Source organism: Flavobacterium sp. YJ01 (assembly GCF_029320955.1).
Taxonomy (GTDB): domain Bacteria; phylum Bacteroidota; class Bacteroidia; order Flavobacteriales; family Flavobacteriaceae; genus Flavobacterium.
Genome location: NZ_CP119757.1, coordinates 440,432 through 458,609 on the forward strand (window position 1 = coordinate 440,432; position 18,178 = coordinate 458,609).

At 34.2% G+C, this 18,178-nt stretch carries 14 protein-coding genes; 2 read left to right on the forward strand and 12 right to left on the reverse strand.

What is annotated here, in order from left to right:
- Positions 1 to 257 precede the first annotated feature (257 nt).
- On the reverse strand, positions 258 to 803 hold the full coding sequence (locus tag P0R33_RS02040) for a hypothetical protein (protein ID WP_276173977.1): 546 nt from the start codon (positions 801 to 803) through the stop codon (positions 258 to 260).
- Positions 804 to 1,141: 338 nt separating this feature from the next.
- Here P0R33_RS02040 and P0R33_RS02045 point away from each other — a divergent pair, with 338 nt between their 5' ends.
- Together P0R33_RS02045 and P0R33_RS02050 are read left to right on the forward strand one after the other, a co-directional pair.
- Positions 1,142 to 1,900: an AraC family transcriptional regulator gene (locus P0R33_RS02045; protein WP_276173978.1), complete on the forward strand. Its 759-nt coding sequence runs from the start codon at positions 1,142 to 1,144 to the stop codon at positions 1,898 to 1,900.
- 30 nt (positions 1,901 to 1,930) lie between these two features.
- Positions 1,931 to 3,127, forward strand: coding sequence for an NAD(P)/FAD-dependent oxidoreductase (locus P0R33_RS02050; protein WP_276173979.1), 1,197 nt, complete (start codon positions 1,931 to 1,933; stop codon positions 3,125 to 3,127).
- Here the strand turns inward: P0R33_RS02050 and P0R33_RS02055 are convergent, their stop codons facing one another.
- From P0R33_RS02055 to P0R33_RS02105, 11 genes are all read right to left on the reverse strand, one after another.
- A complete protein-coding gene (locus P0R33_RS02055) occupies positions 3,128 to 3,553 on the reverse strand; it encodes an MgtC/SapB family protein (RefSeq protein WP_276173980.1) in 426 nt (141 codons plus the stop codon).
- 17 nt (positions 3,554 to 3,570) lie between these two features.
- On the reverse strand, positions 3,571 to 3,984 hold the full coding sequence (locus tag P0R33_RS02060) for a 3-hydroxyacyl-ACP dehydratase FabZ family protein (RefSeq protein WP_276173981.1): 414 nt from the start codon (positions 3,982 to 3,984) through the stop codon (positions 3,571 to 3,573).
- A gap of 143 nt (positions 3,985 to 4,127) precedes the next feature.
- Positions 4,128 to 5,102, reverse strand: a complete 975-nt coding sequence (locus P0R33_RS02065; protein ID WP_276173982.1) for a glycoside hydrolase family 43 protein — start codon at positions 5,100 to 5,102, stop codon at positions 4,128 to 4,130.
- Complete coding sequence (locus P0R33_RS02070; RefSeq protein WP_276173983.1) at positions 5,099 to 6,127, reverse strand: glycoside hydrolase family 43 protein; 1,029 nt, start codon at positions 6,125 to 6,127, stop codon at positions 5,099 to 5,101. The genes P0R33_RS02065 and P0R33_RS02070 overlap by 4 nt, the downstream gene beginning before the upstream one ends.
- 197 nt (positions 6,128 to 6,324) lie before the next feature.
- Positions 6,325 to 7,503 carry an aldose epimerase family protein gene (locus P0R33_RS02075; RefSeq protein WP_276173984.1) on the reverse strand — a complete coding sequence of 393 codons (1,179 nt, stop codon included), beginning with the start codon at positions 7,501 to 7,503 and terminating at the stop codon, positions 6,325 to 6,327.
- A gap of 24 nt (positions 7,504 to 7,527) precedes the next feature.
- Complete coding sequence (locus P0R33_RS02080; protein WP_276173985.1) at positions 7,528 to 8,550, reverse strand: glycoside hydrolase family 43 protein; 1,023 nt, start codon at positions 8,548 to 8,550, stop codon at positions 7,528 to 7,530.
- A gap of 318 nt (positions 8,551 to 8,868) precedes the next feature.
- Positions 8,869 to 10,683 (reverse strand): sugar-binding domain-containing protein, encoded by a 1,815-nt coding sequence (locus P0R33_RS02085; RefSeq protein WP_276173986.1) that lies wholly within the window; start codon positions 10,681 to 10,683, stop codon positions 8,869 to 8,871.
- A 225-nt stretch (positions 10,684 to 10,908) separates the two neighbouring features.
- A complete protein-coding gene (locus P0R33_RS02090; RefSeq protein ID WP_276173987.1) occupies positions 10,909 to 11,937 on the reverse strand; it encodes a glycoside hydrolase family 43 protein in 1,029 nt (342 codons plus the stop codon).
- Between the two features lie 257 nt (positions 11,938 to 12,194).
- Positions 12,195 to 13,370 (reverse strand): cellulase family glycosylhydrolase, encoded by a 1,176-nt coding sequence (locus tag P0R33_RS02095; protein ID WP_276173988.1) that lies wholly within the window; start codon positions 13,368 to 13,370, stop codon positions 12,195 to 12,197.
- An 82-nt stretch (positions 13,371 to 13,452) separates the two neighbouring features.
- The gene (locus P0R33_RS02100) at positions 13,453 to 14,976 is read right to left on the reverse strand and encodes a RagB/SusD family nutrient uptake outer membrane protein (protein WP_276173989.1); all 1,524 of its coding nucleotides are present in this window, start codon (positions 14,974 to 14,976) and stop codon (positions 13,453 to 13,455) included.
- Positions 14,977 to 14,994: 18 nt separating this feature from the next.
- The gene (locus P0R33_RS02105) at positions 14,995 to 18,000 is read right to left on the reverse strand and encodes a TonB-dependent receptor (protein WP_276173990.1); all 3,006 of its coding nucleotides are present in this window, start codon (positions 17,998 to 18,000) and stop codon (positions 14,995 to 14,997) included.
- Positions 18,001 to 18,178: the final 178 nt, after the last annotated feature.

The window sequence follows — 18,178 nt, forward strand, 5'->3', positions numbered from 1 at the left end:
TTAATGGTTGATGGTTAATTGTTAATTGTTAATTGTTAATGGGGAATGCCTTAAAATTTATGCATAAAAAAAGCCACAGATTAAAAGATTAAAATGATTTTTAAAATCAACTTTCTTCTTTTAATATATGGCTTTAAATTTATTGGTAAAGAACTTGACAGAGCTTCGACTTCGCTCAGCCTGACAATCAATTGCAATTTATAATTAAGAATTAACCGTTAAAAATTAACAATTAATCATTAATCATTAACAATCAACTATTTTTTCTTATTCTTTTTTGCTTTAGTTCTTTTAGCTTTCTTTTTAGCGATTTTCTTTGCTTTTGCTTTGTCTTTCGCTTTTTTCGCTTTTGCTTTCTTTTTAGCTTTAGCTTTTAATTTTGCTTTTTTAGCTTTTTCTTTCTTAGCGTCTTTTGCTTTTTCTTTTCTTTTAGCTACAGCTTTTTTCTTTTTCAATTTTTCTTTTTTCTCAGCAAGCTGTTTTTTCTCTTTTTCTTTCATCTTTTTCTTTTTCTTATCGTTTTTAGATTTATCTTCTTTTTCTTCCTCAGTAACTTCTTCTGATGAAACTGTTTCCTCAGAAACTTCTTCAGTTTTTTCCTCCTCTTTAACTTCTTCTACAACAACAGCTTCTTTTTCAATTGTTTTTTTAGGAGTCCGTCTCGTTTTTGGTTTAGATTCCGTAGTTGCAACTGATTCCGTTTCTTGGTTTTGAGCTGTATTTTGCTCATTTTCATCAGTAGAGATAACTGGATTTGCATTTACCTCCTGATCGATTTCATTAGTAAGCACTTCTTCTGCCATTATTGTGTTAATTTTAAGAAATTGATTAAATTAATTTTAGTAATTACAAATTTTCAATGTTATTAAATCATTAAATTAACATCAAAAAATAATAAACAAAGATAGACTGAAAAACCTATTCGCCAATGTTAAGTTTTTCATCTCAACAAAAAAACACATATAAAACACTAAAAAACAACACATTACCCAATGTTAAGTTTTTACTTCGTAATTTCTCATAAATAAAGACAGCTTTTAAAGCTACTAGAAAGCATTCGAAATTTATTTTAAAATGATTCAACTCTTAAAATTTCGGCTTAAATTCGTTGGAAAGTGTTTCAAAATTTCTTTTTATTAACATGTACGAAAAGTTAGAATACAAATCCGTTGAACCAAATCAAGATCTTTCTGATTTTGTGGATAGTTTTTGGTGCATGAAAAATAAATCGGATGAAAATTTAGAAACAATTGGTCTGCCAGACGGAAGAATCGATTTATCATTAATTCAAACTCCTGAAAACCCTTTTGAAATAAGACTTTTAGGATTAGGCACAAAACAATACGAAAAAGGATTAATTCCTGCCAATAGCGTAACTTTTGTTATCAGTTTTAAACTTCCCGCTATTGAATATATTTTTCATGAAAGTATTGCCGATCTTTTAAACTCAGGAAAAATACTAGAAAATGATTTCTGGAATTTCAATAAATCTGACTTAGAAAATTTTGAATTGTTCTGCAAAAAAGCTTCTTTAAAAATTCAATCTTTATTGGTGAAAGAAATTGATACTCGAAAACAAAAACTTTTCAAGCTCATTTACGAAACAAACGGAGAACTCACAGTAAAAAAATTTTCGGAAAAATCAAATTGGAGCAGCCGACAAATAAACCGTTATTTCCAGCACTATTTCGGACTTTCATTAAAAGAATATTGTTCTATTCTCCGTTTTCGCGCTTCGTTAGAACATATTGCAAAAGGAAAATTGTTTCCAGAAGAAAATTTTTCAGATCAAACCCATTTCATTAAAGAAATAAAGAAAATTTCTGGTTCTCTTCCGAAAGAATTGTTTAAAAACAAAAATGACCGATTTATACTATTATCGGCGCTTTCTTCAAAATAATTTTGTCGCATAGATTAAAAAAATAAAACTATGCTTTTAGAAAATAAACAAATAGCCATTATCGGCGGCGGAATGGGCGGCTTAACTCTTGCCCGTCTTTTGCAAATGCAGAACGTAAATGTAAAAGTTTACGAAAGAGATCAAAATAAAGAAGTTCGAGTTCAAGGTTCTCCGTTAGATTTACATGAAGATTCAGGTTTAAAAGCCATCAAACAAGCCGATTTATTAAACGAATTTTACGCTAATGTTCGCACAAATGCGAGTAAAGCCCGAATTGTAAATAAAGATTTTGAATTGAAATTTGATGAGCATTCTATTTCGAAAAATAATTTAGAATTAAAATCTAAAGAAAGCAAAGATTCACTTCAAGATATCTCAAAACCACGTCCAGAAATTGATCGTTCAGAACTTCGGAATATTCTTCTTCAATCTCTTTTACCCGAAACTATTGTTTGGAATAGCCAATTTCTTTCTATGGAAAAAGAAAATAAAGGCTGGAGATTGCATTTTAAAAACCAAAAAAGTTTTTATGCCGATTTAGTAATTGCTGCAGACGGAGCAAATTCCAAAGTTCGATCCTATTTAAATGCCGAAAAGCCAATTTATTCTGGAATTACAATGTTGGAAGGAACGATTTATAATGCAAAAGAAAACGTTCCTAATCTTTTTGATTTTTCTAAAGGCGGAAAAGTTCTCGCTTTTGGAAACGAACAAACAATTATGTACGGCACAAAAGGAGACGGTTCGCTGATGTTTCTTTTAAGCAGTAAAATTCCAGAAAACTGGATTTCAGAAAGCAAATTAGATTTTAAAAACAACCAAGAAGTTTTCGAATGGTTTAAAGAAGTTTACCAAGAATGGAGTCCAAAATGGGACGAACTTCTATTGAGCAAGGAATTGTATTTTATTCCACGCCCACAATATTATTTTCCATTAAATCAAACTTGGGAAACACAAGATAATCTCACGATGATTGGCGATGCAGCACATAGAATGCCTCCGTTTGCGGGAAAAGGCGCCAATCTTGCCATGTGGGACGCTTTGGAACTTTCTGAATCTTTAACTAAAAATCAATTTGAAGATACAAAATCAGCAATTGCTCACTTTGAAAAACGAATGCTAGAACGAGCTGCGGAAGCTACAAAAGATACTTTGGCAAATGGCGAACAATTACATTCTAAAGACGCTTTGGAGAAACTAGTTGCTATCTTTAATCGAACAAAATAACTAGCCTTTTCTGTTCTTAAGCCAATTTTCTATAGGTTCAATAGCTGTATTGATTCCAATAACTAAAAATGTGCAAATCATGGCTTCTGCAAAATAGCCCGAAGTAGCGATACTTCCGATCGCTGCGCTGCACCATATTGTGGCAGCAGAATTTAATCCGTGTACATTATCTCCTTCTCTAAAAATAACGCCCGCGCCTAGAAAACCAACTCCCATAACCACTTGAGCGGTAATACGCGTAACATCAATATTCGGCTCAGTTTCTCCTACTTTTATAGAAAGCAAAACAAAAGCAGCCGCGCCAATTGCAACGAGCGTATTGGTTTTTAATCCCGTTTCTTTATGATGCCATTGTCTCTCAAAACCAATTATTAATCCAGCAATTGCAGCCACAACTAAACGCGTTAAGAATTCTATCGTACTCAAGTTATTATGTTTTAAAATTACTGAAGTTTAACACACAACCATTCTCCTTTTACAATCAATTTATCATCAGAAAAAGCTTCTCCAGATTGTTTGATTAATTTTTCGCTCACACGAATATTTTTCACAACAAATTTAATCAGTTTTCCAAATTCAACACCAGCAAAAAACTCAATATTATCTAGACTTACCAAACCAAAAACACCATCGGCAAGTCCCAACAACTTTACTCCTGCTCCGCCGCATTGCGCCATTGCTTCTATTAAAATTGTTCCAGGCACGAAATTAAAATCAGGAAAACTTCCTTGAAGCCAAGCGTCTTCTTGAGTAAAAGTTTTCAATCCGATAATTGTTTCTGTGGTGTAAGATATAATTTCGTCAACAAATAAAAACGGAGCTCTGTGCGGAATTAAATCTTCTATTTTTTGATTCATTGCATTTATTTTGCAACAATTTACGAATCTGATTTCACATAGACAATATTTTAAATTATGTCTGTGTTAATTTGCTTTTTTAAAACAAAAAAAAAAGAGATGTCCAAACATCTCTTTTCCCGTTATTAACTCTAAAATCATTTTTACTCCTGCAACAAGTTAAAACTTTTCGCATTTGCTTTGATTTTATTTCCTTCAAAATCAATATCAATAATTGCCGCTTTTCTTGGTGAAACCCCATTATTACTGTAATGTGTATGCAATACGTATTTCATTTTTCCATTTTTATCATAAAAAACGTCGCCATGCCCAACTCCATTAATTCCCACATCTTTACGACTAATTATTGGACTATCAGCAGCTTTTTCCCAAGGCCCAAGCGGACTTTTAGCCGTTGCATAACCTACCGCATAATCTGGATTTCTAAAATCGTTTGCAGAATAAATCATGTAATACAAACCATTTTGTTTTAAAACCGTTGGTCCTTCCGTAACTGGCCAGCTTACATTTTGCGTGTTTTCCCAAGGCAAAACTCCCGAAATACATTCTGTTAAAGTTTCTGGTTTAATACTTTTTAGATCATCATTTATTTCGGCAACAAAAATGCGGTTTCCATTTGTTAGACGAACGTGATAAAGGTATTTTTTGCCATCTTCATCGATAAAAATAAAGGGATCAATCTGATTTCCTGTTTTGATAATCGGCTCTTTAGATTCGCTTTTAAACGGCCCGATTGGACTATCACTAACAGCAACTGCAATATTTTCATTTGCAGTATAAATCATATAAAATTTATTATTATACGAAAGAACCTGAGGCGCCCAAAAACCTTTATCTCCAAAAGTATCTCCTTTTTTTAGAGCCAAGCCGTTTTGAGCACCAGAAGGACCTTTCCATGCTTTTAAATCTGAAGAAGTATAAACCTGAAAACCTTCTCCGTTTGGAAAATCTCCAGTAGTTGTTCCGTACAAATAATATTGTCCGTTGTTGTAAAAAATCGTCGGATCTGCCAGTAAAATAGCTTTCGATTTTGACTCTTTTGGTTTATCTGTACTCTTTTCTTGCGAACATGCTGCAAAAACGCAAAACAAAGCCGCTATGCTTACTATTTTTTTCATTTTACAATGGGTTTTGAAATTTTTATTAAAGAAGGCGAACCTGAGTTTATAATTGGCCATCCATTTTTATACATTATTTTATCAATTAAAACAATTCTGCCTCCCTTTGGGTTATCTGCATCAATTGCATGATAAACAATCCATTCTTGGCCTTTATTATCGGTTACGACAGAGTTGTGTCCCGGCGCAATCCATTTTTTATTTTTACTTAGAATGACACTATTTTCTTTTTTTTCTGCTTCCGCTAAAGTCTCGAAAGGACCTTCGGCATTTTTAGATCTCGCAATCATCACGGCATAATGCGCTTTATCTCCGCAGCAATTATCTCCAGAATAATACAAATAATAAAATCCATCGTGATAAGTAACCCAACTTCCTTCAACTAAATTTTGGTAATTGGCTGGATCATTATTCGTGATTGGATTAACCAATATTTTCATTGAAGTTCCTGTTTTAAAACTCAAACAATCTTCTGAAAGTTCTTGCACTTTTAAACCTTCAAAACCCGAACCCCAATACAGCAATTTCTTTCCCGTTTTCGGATCATCAAACGCCATTGGATCTATATTTATAAAACCGCTTCCGCAAAGCAAAGGTTCGCCTTTATCAACAAAAGGTCCGGTCGGAGATTTAGAAACTGCCACGCCCAAACATTTTCCTTCTTTTGAATCTGATTCTCCTGAATAATATAAAAAATAAGTTTTCAATTTTGAATCATACAAAACATGCGGTGCCCAAAAATCTTTATCTGCCCATTTTGGTTCTGTTGGAAGTGCGTCTCCAACAAAAATCCAATCGACAAGATCCTTAGATTTTAATATTTGAATATGAATTGTCTTGCCTGAAACTGTTGTATTTGTTCCGTAAGCATAAAAAAATCCATCGGCAGCTTTTATTACAGTTGGATCTGCAAAATCACTTTTGTAAACTGGATTCTGAAAAGTCGTTTCTTTTACATTTTGAGCTTTAGATTCACAAAAATTAAGAAGCCAAACGATCAGAAAAAGGTTGAAATAGTTTTTCATTTATATATTAATCTTTTAATTTAATTAATGAATTATTTAAAACTAAAAATCAACAACTTAAATATTTAGTATAGATAAAACCTATAGAAGAAAAACACCAAAAAAAGGTATTAAATCGGTGCTTTTCTTCTTTTAGAAATTGAATTATAATTTTCCTTTCCTATTAAAATTTTAGACTGAAATACTTTAAAAATGATTTACTTCTGAACTGAAAATTTATACAAAGAAACCGTATGATACTTCTCTCCTTTCTTCAAAGTAATCGGAGCGAACTTTGGCTGATTTGGAGCATCTGGAAAATGCTGAGTCTCTAAAGCAAATGCTGTTCTAAAACCGTCTTTTGCACCTGATTTAAAGGTATTTTTACTCTGCATAAAATTACCACTATAAAACTGAAGACCAGGTTCTTCTGTATAAACATCTAAAGTAATTCCTGAAGAATCGCCTTTTATTGTTGTAGCATGAACAAAACCATCTTTTTTGGTACCATTTAAGACATAATTATGATCATAACCTTTACCAAATTTCAATTGTTCGTCTTTTGTTTCAATTCTTTCTCCAATAGTATGTTTTGAAGTAAAATCGAAAGGGGTGTTTTTTACGGCTTTTAATTCTCCACTCGGAATCAAACCTTCATCAACTGGTGTAAATTCGTTTGCATAAATCTGTAATTCATGGTTTAAAATAGTGCCGCTTCCTTCTCCATTCAAATTAAAAAACGCATGATTTGTTAAGTTAACCACAGTTGTTTTATCTGTTGTTGCTTCATATTCCATTTTTATCGAATTATCATCTGTAAGTGTATAGGTTACTTTTACAGATAAATTGCCAGGAAAACCTTGTTCGCCATCTGGAGAAACATACGTTAAAACCAATGTTTTTCCGTCTGTTTTTTCAGCATTCCAAACCACATCCTGAAAACCTTTTACGCCTCCATGCAAAGCATTTTTACCATTGTTTAACGGAACTTGATATTGCTTTCCTTCTAAAGTAAATTTCCCTTTTCCTATTCTGTTTCCAACTCTTCCAATGGTAGCTCCAAAATAAGGTTCTGTCGAATTTTTAAAACCTTTTGCGCTGTTCATTCCAACTACAACATCGGTTTGTTTTCCATTTTTATCAGCAACCCAAAGTCCAACTAATCGACCTCCATAATTGGTAAAAGCAGCTTTTATTCCTTTATTTTCGATCCAATATAAAGCCACTTTTTTGCCATCGATAATCGTGTCAAAATTTTTAGTTTCTAAAACTGTTTTTACAGAATCTGTTTTGATTTCCGTATTTTCTTTAGAAACAGTTTCTTCCTTTTTACTGTCTTTGCAACTAAACTGAAAAAGTGCAAGCATCACAACGGCAGCGATCTGAATATTTTTCATTTAATAAATTTTAAAATGTTTATATTATTTTGATGGAATTGCTAATATCGCGTCTTCACTTACTGGTTCTCCTAAAACTGGAAATCCATTAGCATCCCAATTAATTTTCTGCATTCTTGGTGATCTTTTATTTCCGCAACCTTCTCCCGGATTAGAATTGGCGTGATATAAAATCCAATCTTCTTTTCCGTCTGGCGATTTAAAAAACGAATTATGGCCAGGTGCGTAAACTTTGTTTTTATCTGATTGTTTAAAAATTGGTTCAGGAGATTTTTTCCATGCTTTTGCATCTAATAAATTATCATCGCCATTAAACGACAATAGCCCTAAAGAATAGAAATCTGTCCAACAACCACTTGCTGAAAACACAATGAAAATTTTACCGTTATTTTCTAAAAACTGAGGCCCTTCGTTTACATTTACCTGCGGCGGATTTACATCATCGTGCAAAGCTCCGTGTGTTTCCCAATCGTTTGTTGGCGAAGAAAGCAAAACGCGATCACCATCAATTTCTAATGGATTTTTCATTTTAGCAATGTAAATATTTTGCTGACCGTTGGTATCACCTTCCCAACCTGCCCAAATCATATAAAGCTGTTTTTTGTGTTCAAATACATTTCCGTCAATTGCCCATTTATCGGTTTTGGCAGCGATTTTTCCTTTAAATTCAAAATTCCCTTTAAACGGATCTGATGATTTATTTTCTAAAACATACATTCTGTGGTTATTGTTATCGCCATTATCTGCAGCAAAATAACAATACCATTTTCCGTTTATGATATGAAATTCAGGCGCCCAGATTTCTGCTGAATAATTGGTGTTTTTAGGTGGAGTCCAAATGACTTTGCTTTCGGCATTTTTAATATCAGACAAGTCTTTTGTTTTCCATAAAACCAATTTGTTTCCGAGTGTATTGGTGTAATAATAATACCCTTTGTAATACGTGCTGTATGGATCTGCACCCGAAGGCAGAATTGGATTTTTGAAGGTTTTTTGCTGTGCAAAACCTATTGTCGTGAGCAGCAAAAGGATGATGTATTTTTTCATTTTTGTTTTTTTTGTTGTTGGGCGTGGTTTTTTAACGCAAAGACACTAAGGTTTTTCGCAAAGTTCGCTAAGGTCTTTTCTCAGCTTTGTCAATTCAATCAGCCGAAGAGCGCAAAGTAAATCACCTTTTTTTGTCATTCCGAGGAACGAGGAATCTTCGTAAGTAGCTCCGCATAGAGAATCGCCAATCTTTTTAGAGTTACTCGTGAAGATTCCTCGTTCCTCGGAATGACAAGATTGTAGCAACTATGTATAGAAACTAGTTTCTTTTACTTCCTTTTCAAGCAAAAAACTATGATTCTATGTGTTTAAAAAATCTTATTTCTGATTCAAAGCATTAATAACTTCTGTATTGATTTTATTCACCGCTTTGAAATCCATTTTATCTACTTTTCTGTCATACGTCATGAAACCGTTTACTTCTCCTTCAACATCGGTTGTTTGTGTGTAAACAGCCGCTGAGAATCCCGTTTTTACTAAGTTTTTAAGGATTTGAGCATATTTTACATATTCAGCGGTAACTTCTGCTTCGTTTTTAAATTTCACGTAGCCCCAATTGTCGTTTGCTCTCCATAAATGACCTTCAAGAGGAAGACCGATTCCGCCGTATTCGCCTAAAACAGTAACTCTTCTGGCATCATACAAATACAATTCTGGCGCTGGATATTTGTGTAAATCTAAAATATCACCCGTTTGAAAATGATTTCCTCCACTTGAAGAATTAATCAAACGACTCGGATCGTGATTTTTAGTCCATTCTGTAATTTCAACAGTTTTAAACTGTCCCCAAGCTTCATTGAACGGAACCCAAACTACGATACTTGGATAAGAATACAAGTGATCCATAATTTCTTTCCACTCTTTTTTGTAGATTTCTTGAGATTTTGGAGTACGTTGTAATTCTGTTCCTTCAAAATACTTTTTGTCTTGCCAAATTGGCTGATCGTCACCGCTTGGCATATCTTGCCAAACTAAAATCCCTAATTGATCGCAATGTGTGTACCAACGTTCTGGTTCTACTTTTACGTGTTTACGAATCATATTAAAACCTAATTCTTTAGTTTTAACAATATCATATTTTAAAGCTTCGTCAGTTGGCGCTGTGTAAAGTCCTTCTGGCCACCAACCTTGATCCAAAGGTCCAAATTGGAAATAATCTTTGTTATTTAATTGCATTCTCATAACGCCATTCTCATCTCTTTTTGATGAAATTTTACGCATTGCAAAATAACTTTTCACTTCGTCAACCACTTTGTTTTTGCTGATTAAACGAATTTTAGTTTGATACAAAAATGGACTTTCTGGCGACCATAATTTTGGCGCATTCAAAACAATATCAGCGCTTTCTCCTGCAACTGCTTTTTCTTTTGCAATTTCATTTCCGTTTTCTAAAACCGCAACTTCAACTAAATCTCCACTATCTGCTCCTTTTACATCGGCTTTAATACTAATTGTGTTTTGATCGATGTTTGGTGTTGTTCTTAAACCTGCAATATTTTTGGCATTTACAGGCTCAATCCAAACCGTTTGCCAAATTCCAGTAACGGGCGTATACCAAATTCCTTCTGGATTTTTAACTTGTTTTCCTCTTGGTTGAGGCCCGTCGTTTGAAGGATCCCAAACTTTTACAACCAATTTTTGAGTGTTTCCTTTTTTAATGAAAGGCGTAATATCAAATGAAAAAGGTGTATATCCGCCAGTATGCGAACCTACTTTTATATCATTAATAAAAATTTCCGTTTTCCAATCAACCGCTCCAAAATGAAGCAAAATATTTTTCCCGTTCCAGCCGGATTCAATTGAAAAATTGGTTTCGTACCAAAGTTCATTTTTTGAACCAACTTCTTTCATAACTCCAGAAAGGCTTGATTCTACAGCAAACGGAACTAAAATCTGCCCATCGTACTTTGAAGGCGCCGCTTTTCCGAATTCCTGAATTTTATAATTCCATAAACCATTCAGGTTTTTCCATTGTCCGCGTTCCATAATCGGACGAGGATATTCTGGAAGCGGTTTCTTAGAATCTACTTGTTCTGCCCATTTTGTCTTGATTTTATCTCCTTGCGGTTTCCATTGTGCATTTACTGCCAACATTGAGAACAAGGCTAAAAAAAGGATACTTTTTCTTTTCATATTTTATATTTATTAGGCATTTCTTCTTTAAAATCAATGCCATGATGTTTTTCTAAATCAAAATTGAATTACCAGGCTCATATCCACATAAGCCTGGTAATTACTTAAACTAAACTAACTTAACTAACCATATTTTTAATTGTGAATTGTTAATGGTAAATTGTTAATTATGACAAGCTTCTCCTCAAAAACCATCATTAATAATTAACAATTTACAATTCACCATTATTTACCAAATTTCTTCACTAAACTGTCGTATTCTTTTTTAGAGATTGTAATCATACAGCCGTGACGCACTTTTTCTGGAAGACTGTATTTGTCCCAATCCGAGAAAAAAGTGTAGCCTGAGGCTTGAAACCAAGGTCCGTTTAGGTTATCTGCAATTGATAATCCGTATGAAACGCCTGGATATTGTTCGTAATACATATACCATATTTTATCATCTGGAGAAGGAATCAGCATTGGAGCTTCTCTAAAGTTTGGACTGATAGATTGCTGGGGCAAAGAATAAGGTCCTAAAAGGGATTTTGACTTGGCAATTCGGATTGTTTTTCCAGTTGTCCAATACAATGTTGGATAGGTTTCATCTTTAATAATGGCGTAATAAGAATCGCCAACTTTACGAATGAAAACATCGATTGTTCCCATATCCCAATCGAATAAACGATTTGGTGGTCCTTCGAAAGTTTTTAAATCTTTAGACAAAACATAAAGCGTTCTCTGACTTCTCCAATAACGTTCTCCGTCTCCTTTAATTCCTTCTAAATGTGGCGTGTGCCAAGTCATAATGAACTTTTGAGAATCCTTATCGTAATACAATTTTGGAGCGCCAATTCGCTGTAAAGCATTTGAATAATCTGGTGTACTTTTTAAATCTGGCGTATAATCAGAATGTTTTTTCCAAGTAATTAAATCATCCGAAACCCAAATATTGATCGCTTTTGCATCATCGCCCGTATTTCCTGCGATGTAATATTTACCGTCTGGGCCTTTGCAGATATCAGGATGTCCTTTATATTCTTCAAAAACTCGTTTTCCACCGTTTAAATTTTCCCAATGAAGTCCATCTAAACTTACCGAATAATACAATCTTCCGTAATCATTATGCGTCATATGCGCAAAAAGATAGGCTTCGTTTTTAGGTTTTTCATTTCCTGTAACTTGCCCAGGCGGATCTGGCTGTTGCGCTTTTGCTGAAAAACATAACAGAATTGCCGTTACTAAAAGAAGTTTTTTTATTGTGTTTTTTTTCATATTGCTAAAAGTTTTTTCGCCACAAATTCCACTAATTTTCGCTAATTTTTCTTTGCCACTGATTGCACAGATTAAAATGATTTTTTTTCAAACATAGCCCAAGGTTTCAATCTTGGGTACGCAATGAATTTCCGCACGCCGTGTTCCCAAGATTGAAACCTTGGGCTATGTTTTAATGTTGCAACTAGAAAAAAATCCTTTTCAATCCTTTTAATCTGTGGCAAAAAAATTATCTAATTATCAAATTGACACATTATCTAATTTTTCTTATTCGCCTCAGAAGTCATCTTTTTGATTAAATCTGTTTCGGCTTTTATGTACGGAGTTCCGTCGGTATGCAATACATCGTGAAACCATAATTTTGGTTCTGCAGTATAGGTTTTAGTCCAACTATCCCAAGCATATTTTGTTTGTGTTTTTCCATCAACAAATCCCCAGTTGATCATACCAACATTATATTTTCTTGCAAGAGGTAAAAATCCTTCAAAAGTACTTCCGTTTGGTCTTGCCATATATTCTGTACAGATTAATGGTTTTCCATAACGTTGTAATTGTTTTACAACTCTTTCAAAATCTTGCGGTTTGTCATAATTGTGGAAAGTAACAATATCAGATTGTTCGATTTGCATTTTATGCATTGGCTTCATTTTAGCCTCATCGCTCCAATCTCCAACCCAAACTCCAGAAGTTAACGGTTGTGAAGGATTGCTTTCTCTTGCCCATACAAAAACGTCTTTTAAAAGCGGTAAAATCAAATCTACTTTATTTTTGATTTCTACTTTTTCATAAGATGGTCCAGTCATATTATCTGGTTCATTCCAAACATCCCAACCTAAAATACGGTTATCGTCTTTAAATTTTGCTACCGTTTCTTTTACATATTTCTCTAAACGAGGATATTGTTTTTTATCCTGAAGCACTTTTTGACCTGGACTTTGAACCCATCCAGAATTGTGTGTATGTGGTTTTGGAGCACGTTGTTTTCCTAAAGCAGGAAACGGATCCCAACAAGAATCAAACAAAACAAAAAGCGTTTTAATATGGTGTTTATCTGCAATTCCTAAAAAAGTATCCATGCGTTTGTAAAATCCCTCTGGATCTTGCTCATGCAATAAATCGTGCAGATATACACGCATTACATTCATACCAAGACCTTCTGCCCAACCCAATTCCTGATCAATTCTTTTCGGATCAAAAGTATCTTCCTGCCACATCTCTAATTGATTTATAGCTGTGCTAGGAGAATAATTTGCTCCAACTAACCATGGCTGTTTTGCATACCAATCATTAGCCTGCTCTTTAGTCCAGATTTCTCTTTTTTCAACTGAAGCTGTTTCTGCTTTCTTTTCTTCAGGATTACTTTTTTTGTTGTTGCAGCTAAGCAATACTAGTCCTGCCAACATAAATGTCAGACACAATTTTACTTTCTTCATTTCAATTTTGTTATTATGAACAATCGTTCTTTATGATAAGGGAATCAGACTAGTACATCTGATTCCCTCAAAAAATTCAGTTTTAATATCCAGCGTTTTGTTCTAGATTTGGATTATTGTCAACATCCACTTGCGGAATTGGCATTCTATGATTCTTACCAACTTTAAAGTTTTTGAAATCAGGATCACGAAGCGAAATTTTATCAACAGAAGCCTGAGAATCTAAGTCTCCCCAACGTTTTAAATCTTCCCAACGAACACTTTCGCCGCACAATTCTAAAACTCTTTCTGTTTTTAATCGCTCTAAGAATAAATCATGATTGTTTCCAATTTCTGGATGTGCAACCGCCAACGTGTTCATGTTTACACGAGCTCTTACCATATCAACATATTGATAAGCCTGAGCAGTATTTCCTAACTCGTTTAAAACTTCAGCATAACGCAATAAAATATCACCGTAACGAACTAATCTGTAGTTTACTTGGCTGTAATAATCTTCGTTGTCTCTGTAATAATCACGGCTTCCTTTTCTAAACCAAGCCTCATCATTATTCCATTCCCAATTTCTGTTGTATGTTTTATCACCGAAATCGGCTAATAATTGAGGATAGTATAAAGTCCATCTTAAACGAATATCAAGATTTCCGTCTTTGTTTTTTTCTTGCTTGAAAGCATTAACCAACCAAAAACGCGCTTGTCCATCTGACCATCCAATTCCTCTTGGTGCAAAAAACTGACAACGGTTACTAGAAACTGCCGCGTTTTGATCTTCTCCAGTTCCTCCTTTTCTTTGATCTCCAAATTGAATTTCAAAAACAGATTCGCTGTTATTTTCATTAACATCTGTAAAATTATCTCTGTAGTTAGAAACCAAGCTATATTTTGCTCCTGCTCCAGAAATTAAATATTCTAAAGCCGTTTTTGCTTCAGCCCATTTGTGCTGCTGCATATATGTTTTGGCTAGAAAAGCTTGTGCTGCTCCTTTGTCTGGTCTTCCCAATTGATCCTGTGACCAGCTAGCTGGCAAATCGGCGTAAGCCTCATTCAAATCTTTTTCAACTTGAGCCCAGATTTCTGCTACTTTTACTTGTTTTGGTAAATCTGCTGGTGTAGATGGATCTAAAACCAACGGAATATCTTCCCAGATTACAGCAGCATAATAGTAATTTAACGCTCTAAAAAACTTAGCTTGAGCTATAATTTTCTTTTTATCATCTTCGTTTTGGAATGTGATATTCGGAACATTTGCTAAAACCTGGTTACATCTAAAAATGGCTTTGTAAGTATCTCTCCATGTAACTGAATTTCCTTCCCAAAAGTTATAATTGATATAGTTGAATCTTGTCCAATCTGCTAATTCTGTCCACGGACTCACACTATAACCTTCATCAGAAGTCAAATCTAAACGGAAATACATCCATCTTGCCCAAAGACCATCTTTGTAAAACATGGCATAAATAGAGTTAACACCTGCTTGCGCATCACTTTCCGTTTTCCAATACTGGTCGGTCGTTATATCATTTGGGCTATTTAAGTCTAATTCGTTTTCACAAGCTGTAAATACAAGACCTAAAAAAGCTGCGGTTATTATTATTATTTTTTTCATTACGCTATTTTTTTAAAATTAAAAGCCAAATTCAACACCAAAAGAATATGTTTTAAGATTCGGGAAAGCACCATTATCAACACCTCTCTCAAAAATATTACCGTTTGTAAATTCAGGATCTAAGCCTTTATATTTAGTAATTGTGATAATGTTTTGTGCCGATAATGTTAATCTAGCTCTTGTAATACCAGATTTTGCTAACACACTTTGAGGAATATTGTAACCAAACCCAACATATTTAAGTCTGATAAAATCTCCATTCTCTAAGAAACGGTCGCTGTCTCCTCTTGAATTTAAAGTTGATCCTTTTGTAATTCTAGGAAAATCTGTATTTGGATTTTCTGGTGTCCAAGGCTGAATACCTGCTCTATAGTTACTATTGTCATCAAAACGATCTACAACACTTCTAAATCCGTTGTACACTGTAGCACCGTGAGAAGCAATCCAGTTCATAGAAAAATCAAAACCTTTGTATTCTGCTCCAGCATTTAAACCCATTTCAAATTCTGGCCATGGGCTTCCAGTGATAGTTTTATCTGTACTAGAAATTTGTCCGTCACCATTAATGTCTTTAAAACGAATATCTCCAGGAACAGCATTTGGCATAATCACTTTTCCGTCAGCGCTTTTGTAATTGTCAATTTCTTGCTGGTTTTGGAATAATCCGTCAGTTTGCAACACAAACCACATACCAACTGGCATACCAGCTCTTGTTATCGTATTTCCAGAAATATTTTCATTCTGACCGTTACCTAGCGAAACCAATTTGTTGTTGATTTTTGTAAAATTCACAGAAGCATTAAATGAGAAATCGTTGATTTTTTTGCTGTAAGCCAATTCTAATTCAAAACCTTTATTTTCTACAGTTGCAGCATTAGAAATCGGATTTCCTCCGTCATTTCCAGTAGTTAATAAAATTGGGAAACCGAATAATACATCTTCTGTACGAGCAATGAAATAATCTGCTGTAAGACGTAAATCATTATTTAAAACACCAAAGTCTACTCCGAAGTTGGTTTGTTTCAATTTTTCCCAACGTAATTGCTCATTTGATAATTTTACTTGAGTTGCAGAAGGATATAGCGTTTGATCTTTACCTAAAACAATCTGTCCAAAATTATTTACGAAGCTTTTGTATTCGTAGTTTCCAATGTTTCCAGAACCTAATTCACCGTAACTTGCTCTCAATTTCAAGTCTTTAATAAATTCAGATTTAAAGAAAGGCTCGTTACTTACTCTCCATCCTGCAGAAACAGAAGGGAAATTCCCCCATTTGTTTGCATCGCTAAATCTTGAAGATCCGTCACGTCTTAAAACTGCATTCAATAAATAACGGTTATCATAATTGTATTCAATTCTTCCTAAATAAGACGCAAGTGCAGCTTCATTAATAAAACCTCCAACTACTGGCGAATTACCTTGGTTTAAAACATCATAATACTGTCCTGTTCCAGAATTAATAGGAAGATTTCTCTTTTGTCCGTAAATTTGGTCGTATCTGTCTTTTTGAAAAGTCTGACCAACTAAAACTGTTACATCATGTTTTCCAAATTCCTTTTTGAAAGTCAATGTGTTTTCAAACAATGTCGTTTCCGATCTTCCTTTGTTTTGATCTGTGAAAGAAGGATCAATTGGCTGATTCAAAGTCCAGTTTCCAACTTTTCTTAAGAATTTATAAGAATCAAAACTAGTTTCGTATCCAAAATTGAAACGGTATTTCAACCATGGTGCAAATTTTAATTCTGACCAGATATTTCCTCTAATTCTAAAATTTTGATTTGTCGTATTTGCAAAATCTGAAATTGCTAGCGGGTTTGTACCAAAAGTATCAGCAACACCTTGTTTTCCATATCCATATCCCCCTGGATTTGCAGGATCGTAAAGCGGAATTGTTGGTGTCATTCTATAAACATCAATAATTGGGTTTCCAGCCATTTCGTCTGTTTTCGAATTACTTATCGCTAAGTTTTCTCCGATACTGAAAATTCCTTTTGTTCCGCTTGAATTTACACGGAATGAAATTCTGTCAAAATCAGTTCCAATTACAGTACCTTCATTTCCGAAATAATTACCAGACATAAAGAATGTAGAATTTTCATTTCCGCCAGAAAAACTTGCGTTGTAATCCTGCATCATACCTGTTTTAAAAACAGCATCTTGCCAGTCTGTATCTACAGCCATGTTAAGATTTTGTCTTTGAAATCCAGCGTTATCATACGCCATATTATTCAATTTGGCAAACTCTTCAGTTCCCATTAAATTGTAGCGAGGCATAATTTGGAAACTGCTTTTCGCAGAAACTTCAACCTGAAGCGGTCCTTTTTTACCTTTTTTAGTTGTAATGATAATTACACCATTTGCAGCTCTAGATCCGTAGATTGCCGCTGCAGATGCATCTTTTAAAACCTGAATAGATTCGATATCGTTCGGGTTAAAATCTCTGTTTCCAGAAGTTACTAAACCATCAATTACATACAATGGATTAGTGTTTTGCAGATTCTTAAGACCACGAATTTCCACGCTTGCTTCTTGCCCAGGACGTCCGCCACCGCGAACTTTAACACCCGTAACTAAACCTTGCAATCCGTCGGCAACCGTAGTAACCTGACGTTTCTGGATTTCTTCTGCTTTTACTAAAGAAACAGCTCCCGTAAGGTCTTTTTTCTGTTGTGTACCATAACCTACAACAACTATCTCATCTAGTTTCATTGCATCTTCTTGCAAAGTAACATTGATAGAAGTTTGGTTATTGATCGCAATTTCTGTCGTTTTGTAGCCTTGCGAACTAAAAACTAATGTCTGATTTCCTGCTGCGGCGATTTTAAAACTTCCGTCAAAATCGGTAGCGGTACCATTTTGTGTTCCTTTTATTAAAACGTTGGCAAAAGGAATCGATTCTCCTGATGCGGCTGTAACTTTCCCCGTTATGGCTATTTGTTGGGCAAAAGCCGGCTGCAGTAATAAACTAAAGAAAACTAAGAGGTAATATCTCTTCGTTAAAAAGTGAGTGAGCTTTGTTTTCATTGAAATTTGCATTTTAGATAGTTTTATTTCTTTTGTGGTTTGGTTTACGAATATTCATTTTTTAGTCGTCCGGAATGCGAACAAAAAAAGAATTAATATTCTCTTCTAATAATAAATTGTTCATTTTGTTTCAAAATTATTAATGGTTTGGTTTTTCAAACTTTATTTTATTGATAGT